This window comes from Kaistella palustris DSM 21579 (genome assembly GCF_000422265.1).
Lineage (GTDB): Bacteria > Bacteroidota > Bacteroidia > Flavobacteriales > Weeksellaceae > Kaistella > Kaistella palustris.
The window spans coordinates 56,961-82,699 of the sequence record NZ_AULL01000016.1 but is presented as its reverse complement, the minus strand read 5'-3'; the positions used below and the strand labels follow the sequence as shown (position 1 = coordinate 82,699).

Annotated in this window: 23 protein-coding genes and 1 riboswitch; of the genes, 9 read left to right on the top strand and 14 right to left on the bottom strand. The window is 41.6% G+C overall.

The annotated features are described in order from the left end of the window. Positions 1-187: 187 nt before the first annotated feature. Both H562_RS0105555 and H562_RS0105550 read right to left on the bottom strand, forming a co-directional pair. Positions 188-1,348: a GlmU family protein gene (locus H562_RS0105555; protein ID WP_027376589.1), complete on the bottom strand. Its 1,161-nt coding sequence runs from the start codon at positions 1,346-1,348 to the stop codon at positions 188-190. Between the two features lie 129 nt (positions 1,349-1,477). Continuing rightward, complete coding sequence (locus tag H562_RS0105550) at positions 1,478-1,729, bottom strand: type B 50S ribosomal protein L31 (protein WP_027376588.1); 252 nt, start codon at positions 1,727-1,729, stop codon at positions 1,478-1,480. 184 nt (positions 1,730-1,913) lie between these two features. On the opposite strand from H562_RS0105550, the gene H562_RS0105545 reads away from it, so the two are divergent. The 7 genes from H562_RS0105545 to H562_RS0105515 all read left to right on the top strand — a co-directional run bounded on the left by H562_RS0105545 (position 1,914) and on the right by H562_RS0105515 (position 8,004). Further along, positions 1,914-3,299, top strand: a complete 1,386-nt coding sequence (locus H562_RS0105545; RefSeq protein WP_027376587.1) for a hypothetical protein — start codon at positions 1,914-1,916, stop codon at positions 3,297-3,299. A gap of 14 nt (positions 3,300-3,313) precedes the next feature. Then, the gene (locus H562_RS0105540; RefSeq protein WP_027376586.1) at positions 3,314-4,126 is read left to right on the top strand and encodes an alpha/beta hydrolase; all 813 of its coding nucleotides are present in this window, start codon (positions 3,314-3,316) and stop codon (positions 4,124-4,126) included. Between the two features lie 7 nt (positions 4,127-4,133). Further along, positions 4,134-4,511 (top strand): nucleotide pyrophosphohydrolase, encoded by a 378-nt coding sequence (locus H562_RS14735; RefSeq protein ID WP_051190412.1) that lies wholly within the window; start codon positions 4,134-4,136, stop codon positions 4,509-4,511. A 6-nt stretch (positions 4,512-4,517) separates the two neighbouring features. Then, positions 4,518-5,753, top strand: coding sequence for a 3-phosphoshikimate 1-carboxyvinyltransferase (locus H562_RS0105530; RefSeq protein ID WP_027376585.1), 1,236 nt, complete (start codon positions 4,518-4,520; stop codon positions 5,751-5,753). Positions 5,754-5,756: 3 nt separating this feature from the next. Further along, positions 5,757-6,545, top strand: a complete 789-nt coding sequence (locus tag H562_RS0105525) for an SDR family oxidoreductase (protein WP_027376584.1) — start codon at positions 5,757-5,759, stop codon at positions 6,543-6,545. Positions 6,546-6,647: 102 nt separating this feature from the next. Then, on the top strand, positions 6,648-7,325 hold the full coding sequence (locus tag H562_RS0105520) for a hypothetical protein (protein WP_027376583.1): 678 nt from the start codon (positions 6,648-6,650) through the stop codon (positions 7,323-7,325). 4 nt (positions 7,326-7,329) lie between these two features. Next, the gene (locus tag H562_RS0105515) at positions 7,330-8,004 is read left to right on the top strand and encodes a hypothetical protein (RefSeq protein ID WP_027376582.1); all 675 of its coding nucleotides are present in this window, start codon (positions 7,330-7,332) and stop codon (positions 8,002-8,004) included. 15 nt (positions 8,005-8,019) lie between these two features. Here the strand turns inward: H562_RS0105515 and H562_RS14730 are convergent, their stop codons facing one another. The 5 genes from H562_RS14730 to H562_RS0105480 form a co-directional block, all read right to left on the bottom strand. Further along, the gene (locus tag H562_RS14730; RefSeq protein ID WP_051190411.1) at positions 8,020-8,673 is read right to left on the bottom strand and encodes a phosphatase PAP2 family protein; all 654 of its coding nucleotides are present in this window, start codon (positions 8,671-8,673) and stop codon (positions 8,020-8,022) included. A gap of 12 nt (positions 8,674-8,685) precedes the next feature. After that, positions 8,686-9,642: a methylenetetrahydrofolate reductase [NAD(P)H] gene (gene metF / locus H562_RS0105505; protein ID WP_027376581.1), complete on the bottom strand. Its 957-nt coding sequence runs from the start codon at positions 9,640-9,642 to the stop codon at positions 8,686-8,688. Between the two features lie 327 nt (positions 9,643-9,969). Then, the gene (gene metH / locus H562_RS14725) at positions 9,970-12,630 is read right to left on the bottom strand and encodes a methionine synthase (protein ID WP_084466339.1); all 2,661 of its coding nucleotides are present in this window, start codon (positions 12,628-12,630) and stop codon (positions 9,970-9,972) included. Between the two features lie 487 nt (positions 12,631-13,117). After that, positions 13,118-13,570: an IS200/IS605 family transposase gene (gene tnpA / locus H562_RS0105485; protein WP_027376578.1), complete on the bottom strand. Its 453-nt coding sequence runs from the start codon at positions 13,568-13,570 to the stop codon at positions 13,118-13,120. A gap of 158 nt (positions 13,571-13,728) precedes the next feature. Next, a complete protein-coding gene (locus tag H562_RS0105480; protein ID WP_027376577.1) occupies positions 13,729-14,739 on the bottom strand; it encodes a homocysteine S-methyltransferase family protein in 1,011 nt (336 codons plus the stop codon). Positions 14,740-15,050: 311 nt separating this feature from the next. Then, positions 15,051-15,157: riboswitch (SAM riboswitch) on the bottom strand. Positions 15,158-15,271: 114 nt separating this feature from the next. On the opposite strand from H562_RS0105480, the gene H562_RS0105470 reads away from it, so the two are divergent. Then, positions 15,272-17,914: an MGH1-like glycoside hydrolase domain-containing protein gene (locus tag H562_RS0105470; protein WP_027376576.1), complete on the top strand. Its 2,643-nt coding sequence runs from the start codon at positions 15,272-15,274 to the stop codon at positions 17,912-17,914. A 41-nt stretch (positions 17,915-17,955) separates the two neighbouring features. Here the strand turns inward: H562_RS0105470 and H562_RS0105465 are convergent, their stop codons facing one another. The 7 genes from H562_RS0105465 to H562_RS0105435 all read right to left on the bottom strand — a co-directional run bounded on the left by H562_RS0105465 (position 17,956) and on the right by H562_RS0105435 (position 24,898). Further along, the gene (locus H562_RS0105465) at positions 17,956-18,378 is read right to left on the bottom strand and encodes an OsmC family protein (RefSeq protein WP_027376575.1); all 423 of its coding nucleotides are present in this window, start codon (positions 18,376-18,378) and stop codon (positions 17,956-17,958) included. A 142-nt stretch (positions 18,379-18,520) separates the two neighbouring features. Further along, a complete protein-coding gene (locus H562_RS0105460; protein WP_027376574.1) occupies positions 18,521-19,843 on the bottom strand; it encodes a DUF58 domain-containing protein in 1,323 nt (440 codons plus the stop codon). Between the two features lie 114 nt (positions 19,844-19,957). Beyond that, positions 19,958-20,965 carry an AAA family ATPase gene (locus H562_RS0105455; RefSeq protein WP_027376573.1) on the bottom strand — a complete coding sequence of 336 codons (1,008 nt, stop codon included), beginning with the start codon at positions 20,963-20,965 and terminating at the stop codon, positions 19,958-19,960. A gap of 51 nt (positions 20,966-21,016) precedes the next feature. Then, on the bottom strand, positions 21,017-22,174 hold the full coding sequence (locus tag H562_RS0105450; RefSeq protein ID WP_027376572.1) for a DUF4350 domain-containing protein: 1,158 nt from the start codon (positions 22,172-22,174) through the stop codon (positions 21,017-21,019). Beyond that, positions 22,167-22,979 (bottom strand): DUF4129 domain-containing protein, encoded by an 813-nt coding sequence (locus H562_RS14720; RefSeq protein ID WP_051190409.1) that lies wholly within the window; start codon positions 22,977-22,979, stop codon positions 22,167-22,169. The genes H562_RS0105450 and H562_RS14720 overlap by 8 nt, the downstream gene beginning before the upstream one ends. Then, a complete protein-coding gene (locus H562_RS0105440) occupies positions 22,969-23,934 on the bottom strand; it encodes a hypothetical protein (protein ID WP_027376571.1) in 966 nt (321 codons plus the stop codon). The genes H562_RS14720 and H562_RS0105440 overlap by 11 nt, the downstream gene beginning before the upstream one ends. After that, positions 23,891-24,898 (bottom strand): stage II sporulation protein M, encoded by a 1,008-nt coding sequence (locus H562_RS0105435; protein ID WP_027376570.1) that lies wholly within the window; start codon positions 24,896-24,898, stop codon positions 23,891-23,893. Before H562_RS0105435 ends, H562_RS0105440 begins: the two co-directional genes overlap by 44 nt. A gap of 23 nt (positions 24,899-24,921) precedes the next feature. Between H562_RS0105435 and H562_RS0105430 the strand changes: the two genes are divergently transcribed. Continuing rightward, a complete protein-coding gene (locus tag H562_RS0105430; protein WP_027376569.1) occupies positions 24,922-25,674 on the top strand; it encodes an RDD family protein in 753 nt (250 codons plus the stop codon). The last annotated feature ends 65 nt before the right edge of the window (positions 25,675-25,739 follow it).

Sequence of the window (25,739 nt, the reverse complement as noted above, 5' to 3'; positions counted from 1 at the left end):
GCGATTATTAAAACCGGCGAAGGTCCGTTGCTAATTTTTTATGGCAGACATTTCCGCCTTCCGTTCCCGCTTTTTTTCCTGTAGGCTTCGGCTCCGCTCAGCCTACAGGAAAAAAGAGCTTCACTCAAGTCGGGCTGCGACACGCGCGGTCTTTTTGTTGGAAACTTACTTTTGGGTAAAACAAAATTTAAAATTCGGTGTAGATATGTTTCAGGATATTACGGTCAATATCCGTAAATTCAACTTTTCTTCGCGCCATCGCGAGTTCGGCAACTTCATAAGCTTTCTCGAGTTTGAACTTTTCGTCGCCTTTCATGCCGCCCCACGAAAAACTTTCAATCAAATTCGGTGGAAATCCACTTTTGAAAATATTGGCTGCAACACCAACCACAGTTCCTGTATTTAACTGCGTATTGATAGCAGTTTTCGAGTGATCGCCCATAATTAAACCGGCAAACTGTAAACCTGTATCGGCGAAACGTTTCGTGCGGTAATTCCACAGTTTCACCGAAGCATAATTATTTTTCAGGTTTGAAGAATTGGTATCAGCCCCAATATTACACCACTCGCCGATCACCGAATTTCCCACAAAACCATCATGCCCTTTGTTGGAATAACCGAAGATCACGATGTTATTCACTTCACCACCAACTTTACAATGCGGACCAATTGTTGTGGCCCCGTAAATTTTTGCACCCAGATTGAATTTTGATTCTTCGCAAAGTGCAATAGGACCACGAAGATTGCAACCTTCCATCACTTCGGCATTTTTGCCAATATAGATTTTCCCTGTTTTGGTATTTAAAGTCGAAAATTCAACTGCAGCTCCATCTTCGATAAACAGATCTTTCTTATCACCAAGAAAACCATTGGTTTCTGAAAGTTCGGCAGAAATCCTTCCTTTTGTAAGCAGACCAAAATCGAATTCGAGCGCCTTTTCATTAAAGGAAAACAAATCCGTCGGCTTTCGGAAAAACAGCAGGTCTTCATGAATATCGGTCATTTTTTCGATCTGATTCAGAGAAAAATTCTGCATATTGATTCTTACTGCCAGGAGTTCATCTTCATACACCAAAGCTTCCCCCAACTTTAGTTCCCTGATCTGAGACAATACTTTTTCGGTAGGCAGAAAATTAGGTACCAGAAAGACACTTTCCACCTTTGCCGGCTTCGGGAATTTCTGCTGCAGAAAATCTTCGGTCAGGTAAGAGATCTCTTCAGATTGCAGCAGTTTTTTCCAGCGTTCTGAAAATGTAAGAATTCCACAACGCATTTCTGCGACAGGACGGGTGAAGGTTAAAGGCAAAAATTCATCCCAGAACTGGGCATCGGAAAAAACGAGTTGCATATAAGAACTTTTAGATTTCAAATTTTAGGTTTTAGATTTTCGTACCTAACCTCTATGATCAAGCGAATTTACAATAAAAAAAGTCTCTCAGTTTCCTGAAAGACTTGTAATATCGGTAAACTCAAAAAATTACTGTGCGAATTTTTTGTATTTGTTCATAAATTTGTCAACACGACCTGCAGTATCAACCAATTTTACTTTTCCTGTGTAGAAAGGGTGTGAAGTTGAAGATATCTCCATTTTGATTAATGGGTAAGTTTCGCCTTCATACTCTATAGTATCTCTGGTATCAGCAGTAGATTTGCAAAGGAACATTTCGTCGTTGCTCATATCTTTGAAAACAACAAGTCTATAATTTTCCGGGTGAATTCCGTTTTTCATAATAAAAAGTTTAATAAATTAAAGTTTTGCTTCAGAAATAGTAATGGATTTTCCTCTGCTAAATTTTTAGACCGCAAAAGTACGATATATTTTGTAATCTACAAACACACAGCTTGATAATTTTATAATTTTTAGGTTCAACATTTTTAATTAAATTTGAAAACCCTATATATTCACAATTTCAATGAAGACATTTAAACTTATATTCGGAGTTTCATTATGGTTTCTCCTGGCGGTGGTAAGCTGTAACAGAGACGATATTACTTTCGACAGCCCGACTCAGGCTCTCAGATTTTCTGCAGATACCGTTTTTTGCGATACCGTGTACAACCAGGTGCGGTCTGAATCGTATGCTGTAAAAATATATAACGACGAAGATAAGGATGTTCTTATCCCAAAAATATCTTTAGCCAGCGGCGCTGCTTCGCTCTACCGAATTAATGTGGACGGGAAAGCCGGCACAGACTTCAGCGATGTTCCATTAAGAAAAAAAGACAGTCTTTATATATTTGTAGAAATCGCACCGATTGCCACCGCGCCCGAAGCAATTGCAGAAGACCAGATCGTTTTTCAAACGCCGGCCGGCACGCAGCATGTAACTCTTTTTTCGGTTGTGCAGGATGCTGAATTTTACATCCAGACGAAAACCAATCCCAATATCCTTACCGAAAATACAGTTTGGGATAACGCTAAAGCAAAAATCATCGTAGGCGACCTTACGCTGGACCCGGGCAAAACCCTGGAAATCAAGAAAGGAACAAAAATATATTTCCACAAAAACAGCGGCCTGAAAATTTCCAGGAATGCCAAGCTCAACGTTTTGGGCGACCTTAGCCAGGAAGTCATTTTCCGGGGTGACCGAAATGACACAAAATACGATACCATCCCAAAAAACTGGAACGGCATTTCATTCGACACCGGCGCACAGCTTAATATGAACTACGCGCGGGTTTTTGGTGGTACGCGCGGACTTGAAATGACGGAAACAACCGCCCAGATTAAAAACTCGATTATACATACACATCAGGAATTTGGAATTTATGCAGTGAAATCCAATATTACCGCATCAAATCTCGTGATGAATAATTGTGGAGAGGCCGACATAGCCATTTTCAAAGGCGGTAATATCGACCTTACACACTGTACTTTAGCCAATTACTGGGACCTCAACTCTGCACTTCCCGGCCTCAGTATTTATGCGACTAATGAATATTCCGGCGAATCAACTCTTGAGCAGGGACCATTAAACCTAACCCTTAAAAATTCAATCGTGTACGGAACCGCAGGAAATGCAATCGTGTTCAAAGCGACCTCCGGCCAGACCTTTGCGACCAGCTTTCAGAACAACCTCCTGAAGTATGGCGAAAATGCCGGTTATAACGCAGACGGAACGAACATTAAAAACGAAGATCCCAAATTTCAGAATTACTTTACGCAGAAAATGAATCTTCGCGTTAAAGATGATTCACCGGCGAAAGGCAAAGGAAATGTTGCCGTAGCAGCGACTGCTCCGCTGGATATTGTAAAAGTTTCAAGAACAGCCTCGCCTACACTGGGCGCATATCAATAAAAAGTATATTTCCGATGAAAGCACTTTTCAGCTCGTTAACCTTTTTATTATTTTTAATGAGCTGCCGTTCTGCCGCACCGGTTCAGGATATTATTCCGGCGCATGACACTTTCATCCTGGAGTCTAAATATACGGGTGAAACCAGAGTCATCAACGTGTGGAAACCCGAAAATTACAACAGTGATACCGGGAGATTTCCCGTGCTTTATATGCCGGATGGTGGCCTGAAGGAAGATTTTCCGCACATTGCAAATACGCTTTCCAAACTCATCAGCGCAAAAGAAATTCCACCCATTATCCTGGTGGGAATAGAAAATACACAGCGTAGACGCGACCTGACCGGCCCTACGCAAAATGCAGAAGATAAAAAGATCGCTCCTGTTGTCGGCGGTTCCAAAGAGTTCCGCGCTTTCATTAAAGAAGAACTTTTTCCTGTAATCGAAAAAAAATACAGAACCGGTGATAGAAGAGGCCTCATTGGTGAATCACTGGCGGGGTTATTTGTAACTGAAACATTACTTGAAAGTCCCAATATGTTCGATTATTACATCGCTTTTGATCCGTCGCTTTGGTGGAATGATCATGCACTGGTCGGTTCTGCGGAAAAAGATCTGGCCGGATTTCCTACGGCGGAAAAGCGCTTCTGGTTTGCAGGTTCCGGCACGGAAGAAATTTCAAAATATCCGCGCGAGCTGGCAAAGATTTTAAAGGAAAGAAATTTGCCTAACCTCAAATGGAAATATTCACCTGAGCCAAAAGAAGAACACAGCACCATTTTCCGCGCAACAAAGGAAAAAGCGCTGATCTGGACTTTCGCAAATCAATAGGTATTTTATGGAGATCACAAAACTTCAACATGAAGTCGACGAATGGATAAAAACCGTGGGAGTACGGTATTTTAACGAACTTACAAATATGGCCATGCTCACCGAAGAAGTGGGCGAAGTCGCACGGATCATCGCAAGGAGGTATGGCGAACAAAGTGAAAAAGAAGCCGACAAAAATAAAGATCTTGGCGAAGAGCTTGCCGATGTTTTATTTGTAACTTTATGCCTCGCAAACCAAACCGGCACCGACCTTCAGCAAGCTTTTGACAAAAAAATGAAGCACAAAACTGAAAGAGATGCTGTGCGACATCGGGATAACGAAAAATTGAAAGACAATCCACAGCAAACTACAAAAACTACCGACGGTGAAAGCCGGGGAAACTGACGATATATGTTATTGGAAAGATCGAAATTAAGAGGAAATAAAACCATAGATATCGGCGGCTCGAAAAGTATTTCGAATCGCCTCTTAATTTTGAAAAAACTTTTCGAGACCATTATTATCGATAACCTTTCAGATTCGGAGGATACCAGGCTTTTAGAAGCGGCTTTGAACAGCGAATCAGAAATCATCGACATACACCACGCCGGCACGGCTATGCGTTTTCTTACCTCTTACTATGCCGTTCAGGAAGGCAAAACAGTAACGCTAACCGGCTCTGAACGGATGAAAAACCGCCCTATCAAATTTCTAGTGGAAGCGCTGAGATCTTTGGGTGCAGAAATTTCTTATCTTGAAAAAGAAGGATTCCCGCCATTAAAAATAACCGGGAAAAAGTTGGAAAAAAGTTCAGTGACAGTTGCTGCGAATATTTCCAGTCAGTTTATATCTTCATTAATGATGATCGGCGCGAGTCTGGAAAATGGTCTGGAAATTACATTGGCGGGAAAAATCACCTCCCGCCCATACCTGGAGATGACGCTGAAAATCTTAAGAACCATTGGTATTTCAACGAATTGGGAAGATAATATTATTACGATCGGTTCCGAACTGCATAGTGAAAAGAATTCCCAGCTCATCCATTTCGTGGTAGAAAGCGACTGGAGTTCGGCCTCCTATTATTATTCGCTGGCGGCAATCGGGCGCGACACCATTAACCTGAAATATTTTAAGCCCTACTCATTGCAGGGAGATTCTGTTTTAAAGGAAATCTACTGGAAATTTTTCGGCGTAAATACGATTTCCGAAGGTGCCGAGTCGAGAATTTCTCTTCTGCCCGAAAACTTTTTTACTTTCCCCGAAAAGATCGAAATTGACATGAATGACTGTCCGGATATTGCTCAAACCGTCTGTGTGACAGCTACGGCTATGAATATTCCCTTTGAAATTACCGGCCTCTCGACTTTAAAAGTAAAAGAGACAGACCGCTTAACTGCACTTAAAAATGAACTTTTTAAAATCGGCTGTATCGCAGAGATTACGGACGATTCCATATCTTCGCAGAAATTTTTTGCACCGCACGGGCATATAAGTATTGATACCTACGACGATCACCGCATGGCAATGAGTTTCGCACCCTATTGCCTTGTTAAAGATATTCACATTCAGAATCCCGAAGTGGTGCAGAAATCTTACCCTGAGTTTTGGGCAGACCTTCAGCAAATTCTGGAAAAATCAGATTCATAATCAATGACAATTATAATTACGGGAACTTCTGCAGGAATCGGCTTCGCGCTGGCAGAATATTTTGGCAGAAAAGGACACACTGTTTACGGACTGAGCAGAAAAACTGCGGATTCCGACTTTTTCAAAACCATCGGTACCGATATTACAGATAATTCGCAGATTTTGGCTTCAGTTTCAGAAATCTTGAAAGCCGAAAGCCGGATCGATGTGCTGATCAATAATGCCGGAATGGGTATGGTTGGCGCCATAGAAGATTCAACCCAGGAAGAGATCCTGAAATTATTTAACCTGAATCTTGTAGGTTCGGTGCAGATGATGGCAGCAGTTTTACCAAATATGCGGCAGCAGGGATACGGACAAATCATTAATATTTCAAGCATCGGTTCGGAAATGGGTCTGCCTTTCCGCGGCTTTTACTCAGCTTCAAAATCAGCTCTGGATAAAGTGACGGAAGCGATACGCTATGAAGTTTCACCCTGGAATATTGAAGTTTGCACCTTACATCTAGGTGACATAAAAACAAATATTGCCGAAAACCGGGTGAAAACAAAAGTTTCACAACCTTATCTCGCCACTTTCAATAAAGTATATTCGCTGATGAATTCGCATGTAAACGACGGGTCTGAACCGGTTGAAGTTGCGAACTATATCGAAAAGCTTTTAGCTAAAAAGTCCTGGAAAGCACATTACTATTTTGGGAAATTCGGTCAGAAAATAGGCATTCCTCTGAAGTGGATTTTGCCACAAAACCTTTATGAAAACTTAATGCGGAAATACAATAAGATCGACTAATATTTAAACCGCATCGAATTTTATCATTTTCGCTTTAACATTATTGTAAACTAACAATCTTATGTATATTTACAATCCAATAAATCTTCAATAAACAAGCTGATGAAAACCTTTTACACCCTTGCTTTTACATTATTCACAATGGTTACTCTGAGTGCGCAGGCTAACTTTTTTAATGAAGCATTCCGCTTTAATAAATTTATCGACCGCGTGAGTTCACCACAGGGAGAACAGTTGCGCTACGGCGATATTGAAGGCAGTGCATACTTATATAAAGGTTTTGAAACAGCAAATATCGAAGGAGCTTCCAGCGCCATCCGAACCAGGTACAATACTTATACCGACACTGTAGAACTGCTGAATGACGATGACATCTTCGAACTGCCGAAATCGCAGAAATACGCCCGCATTTCTTTTCCAAAAACGCGCACTGTCCTTGTTTACTTAAATTCCAGCGACATTCCCGCAGGTTATTATTTTGAACTCGCTACCGGCAAATATTCACTTTACAAAAAAATGAAAACAGAATACCGTGCAGGTGCAAAAGCGGTAAATTCCTTTACACCGGCGATCATGCCACGCTTTGAAAACCTGAACCCTATATATTATATCAAGACGGATTCGCAGTTTGTTAAAGTCCCGAAAAACGTCAAAGAGCTGGCAACAGCTTTCCCAGAAAAATCTGCGGCGATAAACGACTTTGTTAAAAAGAACAAAGTGAAAATGACGCAGGAACAGGATCTGCTTAAATTGATCAACTTTATGAATTCATCAAACTAAAAATATGCGAACACTATTTGGATTTCTTGCGATTCTTGCAACCGGCCTCCTATTGCAGGGGCAGCAGGTTTCTCTGCATGAAATTGCGAGCAACAGGCGTTTCGAAAAACTTGCGGAAAACGAAAGGGGCGAAAATAAAATTAAGTACAGCGATGTACTGGGCATTCCTTATTACCGCGCAAACTTTATTCCTGCAAAAGTTGGTAACACCGACGATGAAATCCCTGTGCGCTATAACAGTTTTCTGGATACGGTGGAAGTTTTGAACGGAACTGATGTGTATGAACTTCCGAAGGATGAGACTTCACCGGAATTTACTTTTGTGTCGACACATGAAAAACTGGTTTTTGTAAAGACAAACAATTCGTATTCGGGCTATTTCTTTGAAGTGGCACCGGGTAAAAACCGAATTCTAAAAAAAATCATCACCACATATTATCCGCCAAAACCGGCCGCAAACACTTTAATCCCGGGAGATAAAGCGAGGTTCGAATCGCAGAAACCTATTTATTTTGTGCAGTCAGCAAATGGTCTGGTGAAAATACCAAAAAACGAAAAGGAATTTGCAGCGATTTTTCCGGAGAAAAAGACTGAGCTCACGGCTTTCATTAAAAAGAATAACATAAAACTCAATAACGAGGAAGATCTTGTAAAGCTCGGGCAGTTGCTTAACCAGTAATTGTGTTCTGGAAATTTAGTTCAAAGGATACTTTATCCTGAAATAGAAGATAAGCAAAAACAGCCAGGAATATCCCAGGCAGAAACCTGCCAACACATCGCTCGGATAGTGAACCATTAAATAAATCCTGCTTACGCCAATACTCAGCGAAAGAAGCATCAGAAAAGTCATCATCAGTAGCTTCACCATTTTTGGCAGCTGACTCAGCCAGACAAAATAGGCCAGACTCCCATAAAGAATAAAGCCGAAAGTTGCGTGGCCACTCGGGAAACTGTAACCCGACTCCTTATAGAGCAAAGGATATAACGGCCGCGGGCGCTGAAAAAACATTTTTACACAATAAATCAGAATGAGTCCGCCCGCTCCTGCCAGAAACAGGAACAGCGCACGTTTATACATTCTAAATACTAAAAACACCGCCATTATAAACGGGTAAGCAATTTTAATAAACACCGGCGAGCAGAAACCGGTGACCATAACCATAAGATCGGTAAGCCTGTTTCTGATGATATGTGTTTTGAAAAACTGAAAGACCCAAAGATCTGCATACTGCTCCTTCTCGAGCACCACTTCATCAGTGATTGCCGCAAAAACAAATATTGCAGCCACGAGAAAAAGAATCGAAAGGATCAGTTTGGCAGACCTGTTTTTGAAGTAGTTGAAATTCATTGCCTAAATATACTAAAACAGCTCGCGTGCAATCTTTTTTATATTGTCGCTTTTTCCCATGGAATAAAAATGCAGAACAGGAACGCCGAAATCGAGCAGTTCCCTGCATTGGCTGATGGTCCACTCAATGCCAATCCGGTTCACAGCGCTGTTGTCTTTAGCTTTAATTACTTCTGAAATAAGATCTTCCGGCAGATCGATTTTAAACACTTTTGGCAGCATTTGCAAATGCGCTTTTGTGGCAATGGGTTTGATCCCGGGAATAATGGGAACATTAATTCCAATTTCCCGCGCCTGATTTACGAATTCTATAAATTTTTTATTGTCGAAGAACATCTGGGTTACGATATAATCTGCACCTGCATCTACTTTTTCCTTCAGCCATTTCAGGTCATAACTGATGGAGGGCGCTTCGATATGTTTTTCAGGATAGCCGGCAACACCAATGCAGAATTTATTGTTTTCATCCAAAACCGTATCGTCGTGCAGGTATTTGCCGCGTCCCAGATCATTCATCTGGTGAACCAGATCCATGGCATTTTTGTGTCCGCCGGGCGTGGGCTCAAAGTATTGCTGACCTTTCATTGCATCGCCGCGCAGCGCCATCACATTCTCAATTCCCAGATACATACAGTCCACCAGGAGATATTCGGTTTCCTCCTGCGAAAAGCCGCCACACAAGACGTGCGGAACAGTATCTACGCCGTATTTATGCTGGATTGCCGCACAGATCCCAAGTGTACCCGGCCGCATTCTGGTCACTTTGCGCTCCATCAGTCCATTACCTTTATCCAGATAAATATATTCCTCACGCGAAGTGGTGACATCGATGAACGGAGGTTTAAATTCCATCAGCGGATCAATGTTTCTGTACAGATCCTCGATACCAATTCCTTTTTGGGGCGGCACCACTTCGAGAGAAAACAGGGTTTTCCCGTTTGCTTTTTTAATATGTTCGGTAATTTTCATTTTTTTATTGTCATTGCGAGGTTAGTGGAGTAATCTCGCCTCAAATTTTTAAATATTTTGGGCAGACATATCCGCCTTCCGTTCCCGCTTTTTTTCTTGTAGGCTTCGGCTCCGCTCAGCCTGCAATAAAAAAGAGCTTCACTCAAGTCGGGCTGCAGATTCAGTTGTTTAATCAGTTTCGTATCAATGTAGACAAACTCCTTCCCTAAAATTGATTGCGCCCTTTGACTTGATTGAATCATCTATCTGAGACTTCGCGATGGATTTACATTTCATTTTCAATGGGCTTCAACCAGTGCTGTTGGATTTCGCCACTTCGTGGCTTTCTTATTCCGCAAGATTCGGACTCAGCCATTTTCTGGCATAATCTAAATCAACTCCTTTTCTTTCTGCGTAATCTTTGAGCTGATCTTCTTTGATTTTTCCTACGCCGAAATATTTCGTTTTTGGATTTGCAAAATAATAGCCGGAAACGGCGGCAGTTGGGAACATCGCCAAACTTTCTGTCAGTTCTAAACCGATGTTCTCTTTAACTTTTAAAAGCTGCCAAATTGTTATCTTTTCCAGATGATCCGGGCAGGCGGGATAACCAGGAGCCGGACGGATCCCTGAATACTTTTCCGCAATCAGATCTTCATTACCTAAATTTTCATTTTCAGCGTAACCCCAGAATTCGGTCCGGACCTTATGATGCAAAAATTCTGCAAAAGCTTCTGCGAGGCGGTCTGCCAAAGCTTTCACGATGATTGCGTTATAGTCATCGCCGTTATCATAATATTTTTGGGCCAGTTCTTCAGTTCCGAATCCGGTTGTCACCGCGAAAGCTCCAACATAATCCTGTTTACCGGAAGATTTCGGAGCGATGAAATCACTTAATGCCAGATATTCTTTACCGGCAGATTTTTTTAACTGTTGCCTCAAAGTATGGAATTTCGCCATTTCGTTTCCTTCTTCATTTAAAACCAAAACATCATCTTGCTCGTTTGAATTTGCGGGGAAAATTCCAAAAATTCCTTTGGCAGCAAATAGTTTTTCATCAAGAATTTTATGGAGTAAAACTTTGGCTTCCTTAAATAATTCTGTAGCCTGTTCGCCAACAACCTCATCGGTTAAGATCTGGGGAAATCTGCCGTGCAATTCCCAACTGCGGAAAAACGGCGACCAGTCCATGAAATCAATCAACTCGTTTAAGTCCTGATTTTCAATGACTTTAACTCCTAAAAAGTTCGGCTCGGAAATATGTTCATTTTCCCAGGCAATCGTGAATTTCTGTTTTCTCGCTTCCTCAATCGAAAGATATACTTTCTCGATTTGCCGGTCTAAAAATTTCCGGCGGAAATCTTCATAATCAATTTTTAAATCTGCCTTATACTGAATACTGTTGTGATCCAGGAGCTGCGAAACTACTCCAACAGCTCGGGAAGCATCATTTACATGAACAACCGTATTCCCATATTTAGGGAAAATTTTCACCGCAGTATGGGCTTTGGAAGTTGTAGCTCCACCAATCAACAGCGGAAAACTGAGATTCTTTCTCTGTAACTCGTCCGCAACGTGAACCATTTCATCTAAACTTGGCGTGATCAATCCACTCAAACCAATTACATCAACCTGATGATCGATTGCGGCCTGAATAATTTTCTCCGCCGGAACCATCACACCCAAATCGATGATCTCATAATTATTACAACCCAAAACTACGCTCACAATATTTTTTCCGATATCATGCACATCACCTTTAACGGTTGCCATTAATATTTTGCCGTTTGGTTTTTGTTTTTCATCTTTTTCGGCTTCGATGAAAGGCTGCAGATAAGCCACAGCTTTTTTCATTACCCTCGCAGATTTTACCACTTGCGGCAAGAACATTTTTCCGCTGCCGAATAAATCACCCACAACGCCCATTCCGGTCATCAGATTGATTTCGATCACGTCCAAAGGTCTTGCAGAATTGAGCCTTGCTTCTTCTACATCATCAATAATAAAGCGGTCGATTCCTTTGACTAAAGCGTGCGTAATTCTATCCTGCAATGAATCTTTTCGCCATTCCAGATCTTCTGTAAATTCTTTTCTGGTCGATTTTACCCGTTCCGAATAATCCAGAAGCCTTTCAGTTGCGTCATCTCTTCTGTCGAGCATTACATCCTCCACCAATCCGAGTAATTCTTTGGGAATTTCGTCATATACTTCCAGCATCGCGGGATTCACAATTCCGATGTTCATTCCTGCTTTGATTGCGTGATAAAGGAAAACGGAATGCATCGCTTCGCGCACATTATCATTTCCCCGAAACGAGAAAGAAACATTTGAGACACCGCCGCTCACCGAAACATTGGGTAAGTTTTCGCGGACCCATTTTGTAGCATTAATGAAATCAAGCGCGTTTTTGCGGTGTTCTTCCATCCCCGTTGCGACAGGGAAAATATTGAGATCGAAAATAATATCTTCCGAAGGAAAACCGACTTCGTTAACCAGAATATCATAGGATCTTTTGCAAATCTCAATTCTGCGCTTGTAATTATCTGCCTGCCCCTTTTCATCAAAAGCCATTACAATGACGGCGGCGCCATATCTTTTTATTTTTTTGGCATGAGAGATAAATTCTTTTTCGCCCTCCTTTAAGCTGATGGAGTTCACCACACATTTTCCCTGCACGACCTGTAAACCGGCTTCCAGGATTTCCCATTTGGAAGAATCGATCATAATGGGAATCCGTGAAATATCCGGTTCGGCAGCGATTAAATTCAGGAATTTGACCATCCAGTATTTTCCGTCGAGCAAACCGTCATCAAAATTGACATCCAGGATCTGTGCACCGCCTTCAACCTGGTGGCGGGCAATATCCAACGCTTCAGTATAGTTCCCTTCTTTAATAAGTCGCAGAAATTTCTTAGAACCAGCGACATTGGTACGTTCGCCAACATTAATAAAATTGGATTCTGGTGTTATAATTAAAGGTTCTAAACCTGATAATCTTAAATATCTCATAATTTTATAATTCATTTTAAAAGGCACGAAGTGGCGTAATCATCAGCATTAGGTAAGCGAAGCGCAGCCCAATGACGGTAATAAAAACACAAATCAAAGCCACAAAGTGGCGCAGTCATCAGCATTGGGTGTAGCCCAATGAAAATATCACACGTCGCCGGAGAGCCACGAAGTGGCGCAATCATCAGAATTGGGTAAGCGAAGCCCAGCCCAATGACGGTAATAAAAACACAAATCAAAGCCACGAAGTGGCGTAATCATCAGCATTGGGTAAGCGAAGCGCAGCCCAATGAAGGTAACAAAAACACAAATCAAAGCCACGAAGTGGCGCAATCATCAGCATTGGTAAGCGAAGCGCAGCCCAATGAAATTATCACACGTCGTTGGAAAGCCACGAAGTGGCGCGATCATCAGCATTGGGTGTAGCCCAATGAAATCATCACACGTCGCCGGAGAGCCACGAAGTGGCGCAATCCTCTCCATTAAGTTAATCCCAAATATATCTCTCATCATATTCAACATTGTATTTCTTTAAAAACAACAGAAGTTCTTCCTGGAAAGATTTATTTTGATGATGTACTTCCTGATTAATAATATAATTCTTTACAGTTTCTATCTCCGTTGGATTTACCGAAAATGCACCGTAACCGTTCTGCCAATAAAAATTTTTAAATTCATGACCTTTTGTTTTTATCCATTTTGAAGAATGAGACTTTACTTCTTCGAGTAATTTCATCAAAGCAATTTTCTTGGATAATAAACACAAAATATGAACGTGATCTCTGTACCCGCCTATCTGGATTGGATCACATTCCAGATTTTTACAGATACCTCCTAAATATTTAAAGAGTTCTTCTTCTATCTTCGCCGATATTAAAGGATTTCGGTGTTTGGTCGAAAAAACCAAATGGATGTAGATTTTATTTAAAGACTGGCCCATTTTATTTGTGTTTTATTTCTTGACATCTTGATTTCGGTCTTTCAGACCTTTTATGCTTTTGCCGTATTTTCATTGGGCCGCGCTGCGCTCACCCAATGTTGTTGATTTCGCCACTTCGTGGCTTTATGGCGTTTTAATAAAACCAGATAGTTATCAATTTAAATCTCTACTGTGATTTTACGCGGTTCGTAATTCTTCACCAAATCAGCGACGGCCTTGATGTGAGCCGGAGTTGTTCCGCAACAACCGCCGATAATATTCACGAGACCTTTGTCAACATATTCGCGTATCTGTTCAGCCATGAATTCGGGACTTTCGTCGTACTGACCGAAAGCATTCGGTAAACCTGCATTGGGATAAGCAGAAATAAATAATCTGGAATTTTTGGCTAATGTTTCTAAATATGGTGTTAACTGTTTCGCTCCCAAAGCGCAGTTTAAACCGACACTTAAAAGATTCAGATGCGATACCGAAATAAGGAACGCTTCTGCGGTCTGGCCGCTCAATGTTCTTCCGGAAGCGTCGGTGATGGTGCCGGAAACCATAATGGGAATATGAACATTTCTTTCTTCCTGAATTTCATCAATCGCAAAAAGTGCGGCTTTGGCATTTAAGGTATCAAAAACCGTTTCTACGAGGAGAATATCGCAACCGCCGTCTAACAAAGCTTCTGCCTGTTGCCGGTAAGCAATCCTTAACTCATCAAAAGTAATGGCGCGGAATCCCGGATCATTTACATCCGGACTTAAACTTGCAGTTTTGTTGGTCGGACCTATCGAGCCTGCTACAAATCTCGGCTTGCCCGGATTTACTGCGGTGAATTCATCGCAGACTTTTCTGGCTGTTTTTGACGATTCATAATTGAGTTCGTACACCAATTCCTCCAGGTGATAATCTGCCATTGCGACTGTAGTACCGGAAAAGGTATTGGTTTCGATGATGTCTGCGCCGGCTTGCAGATATTTGCGGTGAACTTCTTCGATCGCATTTGGTTGGGTTAATGACAGCAAATCGTTGTTTCCTTTTAAAGAATGCGGCCAATCATTGAATCTTTCGCCGCGGTAATCTTCCTCGGTGAAATTATAGCGTTGCAGCATTGTTCCCATGGCACCGTCGAGAACGAGGATCCTTTCGGAAAGCGCCTGATAAAGTATATCGGTATTTTTCATTGTATCACTGATTTTATTGGATGCAGTACGCTGCGTGAGGGCGGAACTGGAAATCCCGCAGTATGCGGGGGCGGTAGCGCGGGCACGAGGAATTGGAAGTGCAGACCGACGCGGTTTTGGAATTTGGAAGGGACTTCAGTTGGGGAAATTCTAAAATCGGGGCACGCCCAAAAAAGAGACATGCGAAGTGAGCTTCAGGTTTTATTTCTGAAACGAAAGTGTGTAAATAACGGGTGTTTTTTGGCAGCGGATCTTTCAATTTATCTATAAATTAAAATTGAAAATGCTACCGGTACAAGGGTAAAATATGTGTGTTATCTGTTCCCGAAATTTCGGGATAGAATGTAGCACCTTCTCCGTTGCCGAAGGGTTGCCAAGGTTTCACAGAGTCTAATCTCTCCACCTTTCTTGATAACATTTTCAATAAGTAAATGAACAAAGTCTGTTGCAAATATAACTATTTTTTATAAATGCGCTCACCGGCAGAAAAGTATTTATTTGCTATTTTTGACAGCTTAAAACATGATTTGTAATGACGGCTGAGAAAGAAAGACTGCTCAATGATGAATGGAAAAAATGGGGACCGTATGTGAGCAACCGCCAATGGGGCACGGTACGCGAGGATTACAGCAACGATGGCGATGCCTGGGGATATACCACTTACAATGAGGCGATGAGCAGAACTTACCGCTGGAGCGAAGACGGAATAGCGGGTATAAGTGATGATAAACAAAGGCTTTGTTTTGCGTTGGCTTTCTGGAACCGGAATGATAAAATGGTTAAGGAACGTTTCTTCGGCCTGAGCAACTACGAGGGAAATCACGGCGAAGATGTAAAGGAAATATATTATGAATTAGACAACACACCATCGCATTCCTACATGAAAATGGTGTACAAATATCCCATAAATGCTTTCCCGTACGATGATCTTATTGCTGAAAACGGCCGCCGAAGTAGATCTGACCCCGAATATGAACTTGTAGATACCGGAATATTTAACAATAATGAATACTTTGACATATTTATAGAATATGCCAAAATCCATTTTGATGATATTTTGGTGCGCGTCACCGTTACGAACCGAAGTACACAGAAAGCACCTCTTGTCGTATTACCAACCCTGTGGTACCGCAATAACTGGTCCTGGGGTTATGGCTCTTATAAGCCTAACCTAAAAAGTTCGGTGAATGGAATCATCGATATAAAACACGACACGGTAGCGGTAAAAAAACTGTACGCAAGAAATCCGGAAACATCGGCAGTCTTTTGCAATAACGAAACCAACGCGCAGAAAATTTTCGGTGTGGCGTCGGAGGAAAAATATTTTAAGGATGGCATCAACAATTTCCTTGTTCATGGTGAATGGAATGCCATAAATCCTGAAAAAGAAGGCACAAAAGCCGCTTTTCTTGTAGAGGCAGATATTGAAGGCGGTGCTACAGAAACTTTTGATTTCAGGTTAAGTCCGCATGATATGGACAATGCTTTCTTCGATTTTGATGAAGTCTTCGACCTGAGAAGGCAGGAAGCGGAAGAATTTTATGCAGACATACAAAGCAAGATGCCGGATGAAGAAGAAAAAAATGTGCAGCGGCAGGCATTTGCAGGTTTACTTTGGAACAAGCAGTTTTACCACTACAATGTTTCGAAATGGCTGAAAGGCGATCCGAAATGGGAAGCACCACGAAACTTTTCGAAGTTTGTGCGCAACACCGAATGGAGCCACATGCAGAATAAAGATATTGTTTCAATGCCGGATAAATGGGAATATCCGTGGTTTGCAACATGGGATCTGGCTTTCCATTGTGTACCTTACGCGATTATTGATGCCTGTTTTGCAAAAGACCAGCTGAAACTCCTAACCAAAGAATGGTATATTCATCCCAACGGGCAACTTCCCGCGTATGAATGGGATTTCAGCGATGTAAATCCACCAGTGCACGCGTGGTCTACTTTCCGGGTTTTTAAAATTGACGAAAACATCAACGGTAAAGCAGATATTCCTTTTCTGGAAAGCGTCTTCCAGAAGCTTCTACTCAATTTTACCTGGTGGGTAAACCGGAAAGACAAGAACGGAAATAATGTATTTGGTGGCGGCTTTCTGGGGCTGGATAATATCGGAGCCTTCGACCGGAATATGGAATTTAAAAATGGCTACCACCTGGAGCAGGCCGATGGAACAAGCTGGATGGCGATGTTTGCGCTGAATATGATGCGGATCGCAATGGAACTTGCCCTGCATAATCCGGTATATGAAGATATGGCCATAAAATTCTTCGAGCATTACCTTTATATCGCCAACGCGATGGAAAATCTTGGACAGAAAAAGAACGGCTTGTGGAATGAAGAAGACGGCTTCTTCTATGACGTTTTGCAACTTAATGACGGCGATTCGAAATCACTGAAATTACGGAGCATTGTGGGTTTAATTCCGCTGTTTGCTGTGGAGATCGTAGAACATGAATTGTTGGAGAAACTGCCGAATTTCCGGGCACGCATGGAGTGGATCCTGAAACATAAACCAGAACTGGCCGAACTTGTTTCGCACTGGGAAGTAGAAGGTAAAGGCGGAAAACACCTGATGAGTATTCTGCGCAAAACACGTTTGAAAAGAGTTCTGAACCGGATGGTCGACGAAACAGAATTCCTCTCCGAGTACGGGATCCGGTCTATGTCGAAGATCTATGAAAATGACCCTTACGAATTTCATGTCGACGGTAAGAAATTTACAGTAAAATATACGCCGGCAGAAAGCGACAGCAGCATGTTTGGCGGAAACAGCAACTGGCGCGGACCGATTTGGTTTCCGGTTAATTTCCTTATTGTCGAAAGCCTGCAGCGGTTCCACTATTACCATGGGGAAAACTTTAAAATAGAATATCCTGCCCGCAGCGGTGAACTGAAAAACCTCGATTTTGTAGCACTTGACCTCAGCTTAAGGCTCTATTCGATATTCAAAAAAGATGAACTCGGAAACCGGCCATTTAATGGTGGAAACGAACTCCTGAATCATGATGAGCATTTCCGGGATTATATTATGTTTTATGAATATTTTAACGGTGATACCGGTCAGGGAATTGGCGCATCACACCAAACCGGCTGGACCGCAACCATTGCCAAACTACTGCAACCCCGGATAGGCTCCAGACCGATAATTGAAAAAGCAGTGTCCTAGAACACCGCTTTTTCCTTTTATATTGTTGCATTAAACTCTGTTTAAACCTTGGCACCATTCACAGAAACCTCGTAGTTTACAGTAACATTCGGCTCGAGCGTTTTTGATACTGAACAATATTTTTGAAATGAAAGTTCCGCAGCCCGAAGCGCTTTTTGAGGATCGATGTTTCCTTCGAGGAAAAATTGAACCAAAATGGTTTTGAAAGGTTTTGCTTCATCCACGGAAATTCGCTCACCCTGTACCTCCGCTGAAAAACCGGTGAGTTCCTGACGCTGTTTTTTCAGAATATTTACCATATCGATCCCGCTGCAGCCTGCAACTGCCATCAGAAGTGATTCCATAGGTGAGACCGCTATTGTTCCCTCGTTTTGCGAAATATTATCGAGTAAAATGCTGTTTCCCAGTGCATTTTTACATTCAAATAAATAATCGTCATTGATTCTGTTGAGTGTGATTTTCATTTATAGATTTTATTGATTTTTTTATGATTAGAATTTAAACGTGATCCATTGACTCTAAACTTTTTTTAATTAAAATTGTAAAATCGCATTAAACATAATTATGAAACTACGGAACGTTCAAGTATTTTTCGATTCAAATATTTTACAAAATTCCGCGCGCCTTAATTTCAAGATATTTGTTTATGACTTCAACATTCAGATTTTCAGGCAGTGTATAAACAGTATAAATACCATATTTCTTTAGTTCCTGAATGATCAGTCTTTTCTCGTATTCAAATTTCTCAGCTAAGATCTCATCGTAAATTTCCTGCATATTTTCAGGATCGTGCTGAATAAGCTGCTGCAGTTCCGCATTCTTAAAAAAGATAAGTACAACCAGATGGTTCCGCGCTATGCCACGTAAATATTTGATCTGTCGGTTGAGTGCATCCAGCGTTTCAAAATTCGAAAAAAGCAGAATGAGGCTCCGCTGGGCAACCGAAAACTTTAGGTCTTGATAAAGTCTGCTGTAATCGCTTTCATCAAAATTAGTCTGAACATTGTACAATGCTTCAGAGATTTTTCTGAGTTGCCCAGGTTTACTGTCTGCAGCAACTTTATTTTCTGTATTTTTCGCAAAAGTCATCAAGCCCGCGCGGTCATTTTTTTTAAGGATAATATGGCTTAAGGCCATTGCGGCGTTGATCGAGTAATCGAGCAGACTTACGCCATTGAAAGGCATTTGCATGGTTCTTCCTTTGTCGATGAGCATATAAACCCGCTGCGATTTCTCATCCTGAAACTGATTGACCATAAGTTGGCTCCGTTTAGAAGTGGCGCGCCAGTTGATGGTCCTTACATCATCGCCGGGAACGTATTCTTTGATCTGCTCGAATTCCATTGTGTGTCCCAACTGCCGGATCTTTTTTACACCTCCTAAAAGAAATTCATTCTGCAGCGCCATCAGTTCATACTTTCTCAGATGAACAAATGAGGGATAACTTGGCAAAACCGCATTTTTTTGAAAACTGAAACGCCGCGAAACAAATCCCAGCCCGGATTCTGCGAAAATATGAAGACTGCCGAAACTGTATTCACCGCGTTCTTTAGGTTGCAGGAAATATTCCAAAAAAACGTGGTGGCCGGAACTGATATCTCGTCTAATCAAAAAGTTTCTTTCCTGAAACTGATACGGGATCTCGTCGATTATTTTTGTTTTAATTCTGAAATCATAATTATTTTTAAGATCGATCTTTACAGAATTTGAGTCACCGTTAGAAAGTTTTTCAGGCAGAATACGTTGGGCCTGAATTCCGCTCCTGTTGGTAAAAAGAAACATGAACTCCACACAGGCAGCGATGAAAACACCGATCAGTAAAGCGTGTGCAAACCCCATCAATACCGGAAAGAAAAATGCCAGTACGTAACAAATTCCGACACCCAAAAGTGCAGCGAAAAAACGGGTATTGAGGAAAAGGTTTTTCATCACCTGAAAATTTTCGTTATGGTCATAGAAAGTATCGCTTAAAATTCAGTTTAATAATCACAGTTTTGAGTCGCATTCTCAGTCACCTTTGACTTTACAAATTTCCTGATAGGTTTATCTTGGAATTTCAATAGTTTCAAGTATCTGGCGAATGATCTCGTCGGCAGTTAAACCTTCCATCTCACGCTCCGGAGAAACCATGATCCGGTGGCGCAAAACAGCAAAACTGGCTTCTTTGATGTCTTCGGGTGTTACAAAATCCCGGGCGCGCAGGGCAGCAAAAGATTTGGAGGCAGCCAGCAGTGCAAGGCTTGCCCGCGGCGATGCACCCAGATACAGAAACTGATTTTCACGCGTGCTCACAGTTATCTTGGCAATGTATTCCAGGAGTTGTGGTTCTACAAGAATATTGCGAACAATAGCCTGGTAAGCCCGTAACTGCTGAGCAGTAATGATCTTCTGCACCGCATCTGACTTATCATCAAGTCTGTTCTCATGCTGTTTTTTAATGATTTCGGTTTCCTGCTTCAGATCCGGATAACCGACATTGATCTTAAAAAGAAACCTGTCCAACTGTGCTTCCGGAAGACGGTAAGTTCCCTCATGCTCGACAGGGTTCTGTGTAGCAACTACGAGAAACGGTTCCTGCATATCGTACTGTATACCATCCATCGTGATCTGGCGCTCCTCCATCACTTCAAATAAAGCAGCCTGTGTTTTCGCGGGCGAACGGTTGATTTCATCAATGAGAATAAAACTGGAAAATACAGGACCTTTTTTAAATTCAAATTCAGCGTTCTTTACATTAAAGATCGATGTCCCTAAAATATCGGATGGCATGAGATCCGGCGTAAACTGTATCCTGCTGAAATCCACATCTACAGTCCTAGCAAGCAGTTTTGCAGTGAGCGTTTTTGCCACGCCAGGAACACCTTCGATCAAAACATGACCGTGAGAAAGCAGTGCAGCCAACAGATGCTCTACCATGGATTCCTGACCGATTATTACTTTTCCGATCTCTGCTTTTACAGCTTCCATATTTTGCTGCAGTTCTTTCATCTCAAGACGGGGTTGAAATTCGTTGTTTATATTTTCAGCCGTAGAAGTTTCGGTATTTTCCATAGTGTTATTTATTTTTATTAAAAGGTTTTTAAACCTAAAGCAAATTTTGTTTTACCTTAAAATTTCGTCGAGTAATTTATTCATCGTGATCAAATCTTCTTTCGTCACCGCAGCGTACGGATCCTGTGCCTTTTGAAGGAGGTTTACGGCTTCAGGAATTTTCTGTTCGGGCTGTCCTGATTTTAATTGCAGAGCGTATATAAATTTTTCATCCAGATTCTGGGTGTCAAGAAGTAGATCCTGGCGCACACGGTTAAGGAAATACTGCGCTTTTTTCGCCATCATATCATGGAAATCACCTTCCTGCATATACAAATTGCTGATGCTTTTTACGAATTCAACCGAGCGGTTTTTCAATGGCTCAATCACCGGAATAACACGTTGCTTTCGCTTTGCATTGAAAATAACAAAGAGTACAAGTCCAGCGAGAAAGAGCCACCACGCATATTTCAGCGCCGGCTTCGACAAGATGAACCGCAGCGGCGAAGCAGATTCTGCGGCGTCCCCGGTTGTGTTCATAAACCAGACTGTTTCGCGGTCGGGCAGATAAGAAAAAACATCCTGCACATACTTTTCATTTCCCGGACGCAAAAGATAATAATTTGTGATGAACAGCGGTTGTGAATGTAAATACAAATTTCCTTTGCCGAATGGAATTTTGATGAAATTTAGCTTACCGCCATCGAACGCAGCAGTTCCCAATACAGAAGCTTCATCTCCAAAACTTGAAAACCCCCGCCCGTCCGCAAATTTATCGAGTATCAAGGAATCGCGCTTAAATTTTCGGTCTGTAAGTTTCAGTACATTATCGTAGCGAAGGCTGCTGGTCCTGATGCGAAAACCCAGGGAATCCATGACCGCAGCAGGAAACTCCTCGGAAATAAAAAGCGCATCAGAACCATTCTGAACATTTGTAAGGATTTTTTTCCAGGACTCAATATCCAGCTCCGACTGTACTACGAGTATATTTTGCGGAAACCGGTTTGTGGCAGAATAATAGTCGTAAGGTGACAATTGTGTTCTTTTCAGTTTTCCTTTGAGCAGGTGACCGGCTTCATTATCAAAAATATAAAGACCAAACGGCGATTTTTTTGTCACATCGAAATTTTTGCGCCAATCGGTTCTTTCTGTTTTGCCCATTTCGAGCAAAACCAACAGCAACATCACGAGAATGAAAATAATCCCGTATAACCTGAATGTTTTATTCATTTGATGACGCGGTATTTTTTTCAGTCTGAATTCTGAAGTTTAAAAATTTCTGCCGGTAACTGAAGTAATCATTTTCGGTAACATTAAATTCACCATACCAAACATAATCGAAAATGTAAGTAAGCTCTTTGAAATCCTTTTGCAGATTTGAATTGTTAATTTCTGCCAGATAATCTTTATTGGTTTTTTCGGGAGTCCAGCGCAGGATCTTCTGGTCGGACATTTTTTTTAATACATATAAAAAGTGATATCTTACCGCTGCGCGGAAATCTTTCGTTTTTTCGAGATCCGCGATTTTACCTGCAAAATTAATCTCATGGATGTTTTCTACTATGTCCTGACTCGTAATATTGAACTTCCCGCGTCTTTTCCCGAAAAATATATTTCCGCTGTTACCCAACAGAAAGCGAATAAGAAAGTAGACCACCACCGCACTTATCGCCAAAGCCAGAAAACGGAGAATATAAATAACGTAGGTTGCGCTTTTAAGTGGATCTGTTTGCCCGAAAATGGTCTGTATCAATTTTATGAGCCTTTTCTGAAGTTTTTGCCAGAGAGATTCCCGGGGTTTTGTAGTACTGTAATCAAAATCCGGCGTTTTGTATTTTTCCCGGAAACCTTCCTGAAAAGATTTCGGATATACCAAATTATCAGTCCAGTGAAATCCCCGCACAGAATCTTCTGCATAATTTCTGTATAAACTTTGGAGGGAATCCGCTTTTGGCGTGGCAGGCGGAACAGCTACATTCTGTGAAAATGCACTTGCGGACACATACAGTAAAATGGAAATCAGCTTAAATCTCATGGGTACCGATCGAGTCTATTTCTGTAAAGTCGCTGTGCCGGTGCAGATCAGTCCGGCTGTCATAATACTGCAAACCGGAGTTCACGAGAATTGCGTTCATCATTAAAAAAGAAATTAAAACAGCAATTCCGTAAAAGATGAGGAATAAAATACCGTCGGTTCCCTGCAAAATGTTTTCGGGTTCGGATCCGTCTGGCGTAACCGTAAATATCTTGCCGAAGATAATGAGCGTTGGAATGAGGGTAACCGCTGAGATAATGGTTTGAATGATCAGATAAAGCACGACTGTTGAACCCCAATATTTCCAGAACGGAGATTTCTCGCGTCCGTTTCTGTAGGAAAACTGTGCACGAAGCGCATAACTCAGGGAATCAAAAAATCCCTTGTCGGTACTGAAATAATCATACATCAGGAAGTTGATAACACTAAGGGTGGCAGGTCCGAGAAGGATCAGAAGCAAAAACCCTACGAAGATAAATACGAGCAGACCTGAAATCCCGAACACAATCATAGCTAATGGCATCACGATGAAAACGAGCCCCAGAAAAAATTTCAGAAATCGGCCGGTATTTTTCTTCAGGTCTCCAAGCATGTCATCTACGGTAATATTTTTGCTTCCGGTTTCGCACAGGCGTTTTATGTAAAGTACGGGAAATAAATACGACACCATCATTACTGCCATAAAAAGTAGAAATACAATTCCCGTGACAAGAAAAAGTACGCCCTGATTTTCCTGGAAATAGGTTTCGAAATAATAACTTCCGCCGCCTGTATTGGAACCTGCGATCTGCAAAAACAATTCGCGGTAACCGATGATAAAAACAAAAACCAAAAGAATGAGCAACAGTCCGTTGATCAGAATATAGTTTCTGAAGTAATTTCTTCCGTACTCTTTAAAAAAATTAAAGGTATCAGAAATGAACGTTCCGAAGTCCCGTTTCCGGTAAAACTGCATTGGCGGGTTTGGTTTTGTTTGAGACAATATAGGGATAAATGAAATAATAAAAACCAACGAAAGTCAAACTTGTAGCGATCAGCAAAAAATTAAGGATCGGCGGCATCGTGAGCGCATACCGCGTTACGAATCCTTCCAAAACTCCGGCCGCGATGGTGAAAGGAACCGTGCTGAGGAAAATTTTGAAGGCATCTCTGAAACCCAGCTTGAAAGAATTGAACCGCGAATAGGTTTTCGGGAATAAAATCGAGGCACCTAATATCAGGCCGGCCATAGCCTCCACGACCATACTGAAAATTTCGAAAACGCCATGCAGCCAAATGCCTTTCGCGCTTTGCACCAGTGCACCGTGCTCATGAAAAAAATATTGGAAAGAACCCAACATAATACAGTTCTGAAGCAGCGCATACAATGTACCCACGCCGCCGAAAACCCCATAAGTAAAAAGCACAGCACCCACTTTTAAATTATTAAAGATAATAGAAACCGCACTTCCCCAGTTGGATCCCTGCTGGTAAACGCCAACGGCATTGCCTTTTGCAATATTTTCAATAGTTTCGTTAACATACTCCTCCCCCAGAATGATCTTCACAAATTCCTTATCGTAATACGCAGAGATAAAACCAATCAGCGTAAACAGAATAAAAAAGCCAAAAGCATAGCTTAAAAACCGGCGGTACTGAAAAACCAACAGCGGGACTTCGGTGGTGAAGAAAAAAAGAAAACGGTTTTTCCCAATCCGTTTCGTTTTGTAAATTTTCTGAAAAATGAGCGCCGATAAATTGTTGAGATAAAGTGTTGTTTTGCTCCTGGGATAATAGGTTTGTGCAAACGAAAGATCATTTACCAGATTGATGTATAGCGAGGAGAGTTCGTCGGGGTTTTTTTTCGATTTTCCAGTGATAACCTGCTCGATTCCCAACCATTTTTCTTTATTTTGTTTAATGAAGGCTACCTCTCTCATAAGGAGCTAAAATAATAAAAAATATGTCGCTTATCGCCATAAACACTTCACAAAATGTGAACATAAATTTCCATACTGCAAGTATTGGTACCCGTATACTGGCTTTCGGGATCGACATGGTAATTAAAGCCGCTTATCTCCTTGCTGCGTATCTGGTATTTTTTAAACTTTTTAGTCTGGGTGTGGTCCTCAACTCGCTCGACTCATGGTCTGTGACGGCGATTCTGATCCTGCTCAGCTTACCGGTCCACATTTACACCCTGTTTTGCGAAAGTGTAATGGAAGGCCAGACTTTTGGAAAAAGAATGTTGAAAATTAAAGTGGTAAAGATTGACGGTTTCCAGGCTAATTTTGGCGACTATCTGATGCGTTGGTTCTTTCGCCTCGTTGATATTTTTTCGAACTCCGGTATCGTTGGTTTGCTCAGTATGATCATTTCGAAGAACAACCAGCGTTTGGGCGGCATTGCATCGGGAACCGCAGTGATATCGCTTAAGAATGACATTTCACTTTCTCATACAATACTTGAAAATTTAAAAGTGGATTATATGCCGGCTTTTCCACAGGTCATTGCTCTTTCCGACGATGATGTGCGGATCATTAAAGAAAATTATCGGAAAGCCCTGAAAAGTGACGACCGGCTGATAATCTCGAAATTATCTGATAAAATAAAGGAAATCCTGAAACTGGAGATCGACCCAAGATCCTACACAGAACGGCAGTTCATCAATGTTATTCTGAAAGATTATAATTTTTACACAGGATCCGAAAACTAGTATATTTCCTTTCTACGGACTTTGTTCTTTTTTTCCTATATTTAATAATCAAAAAAAAGTAGAAT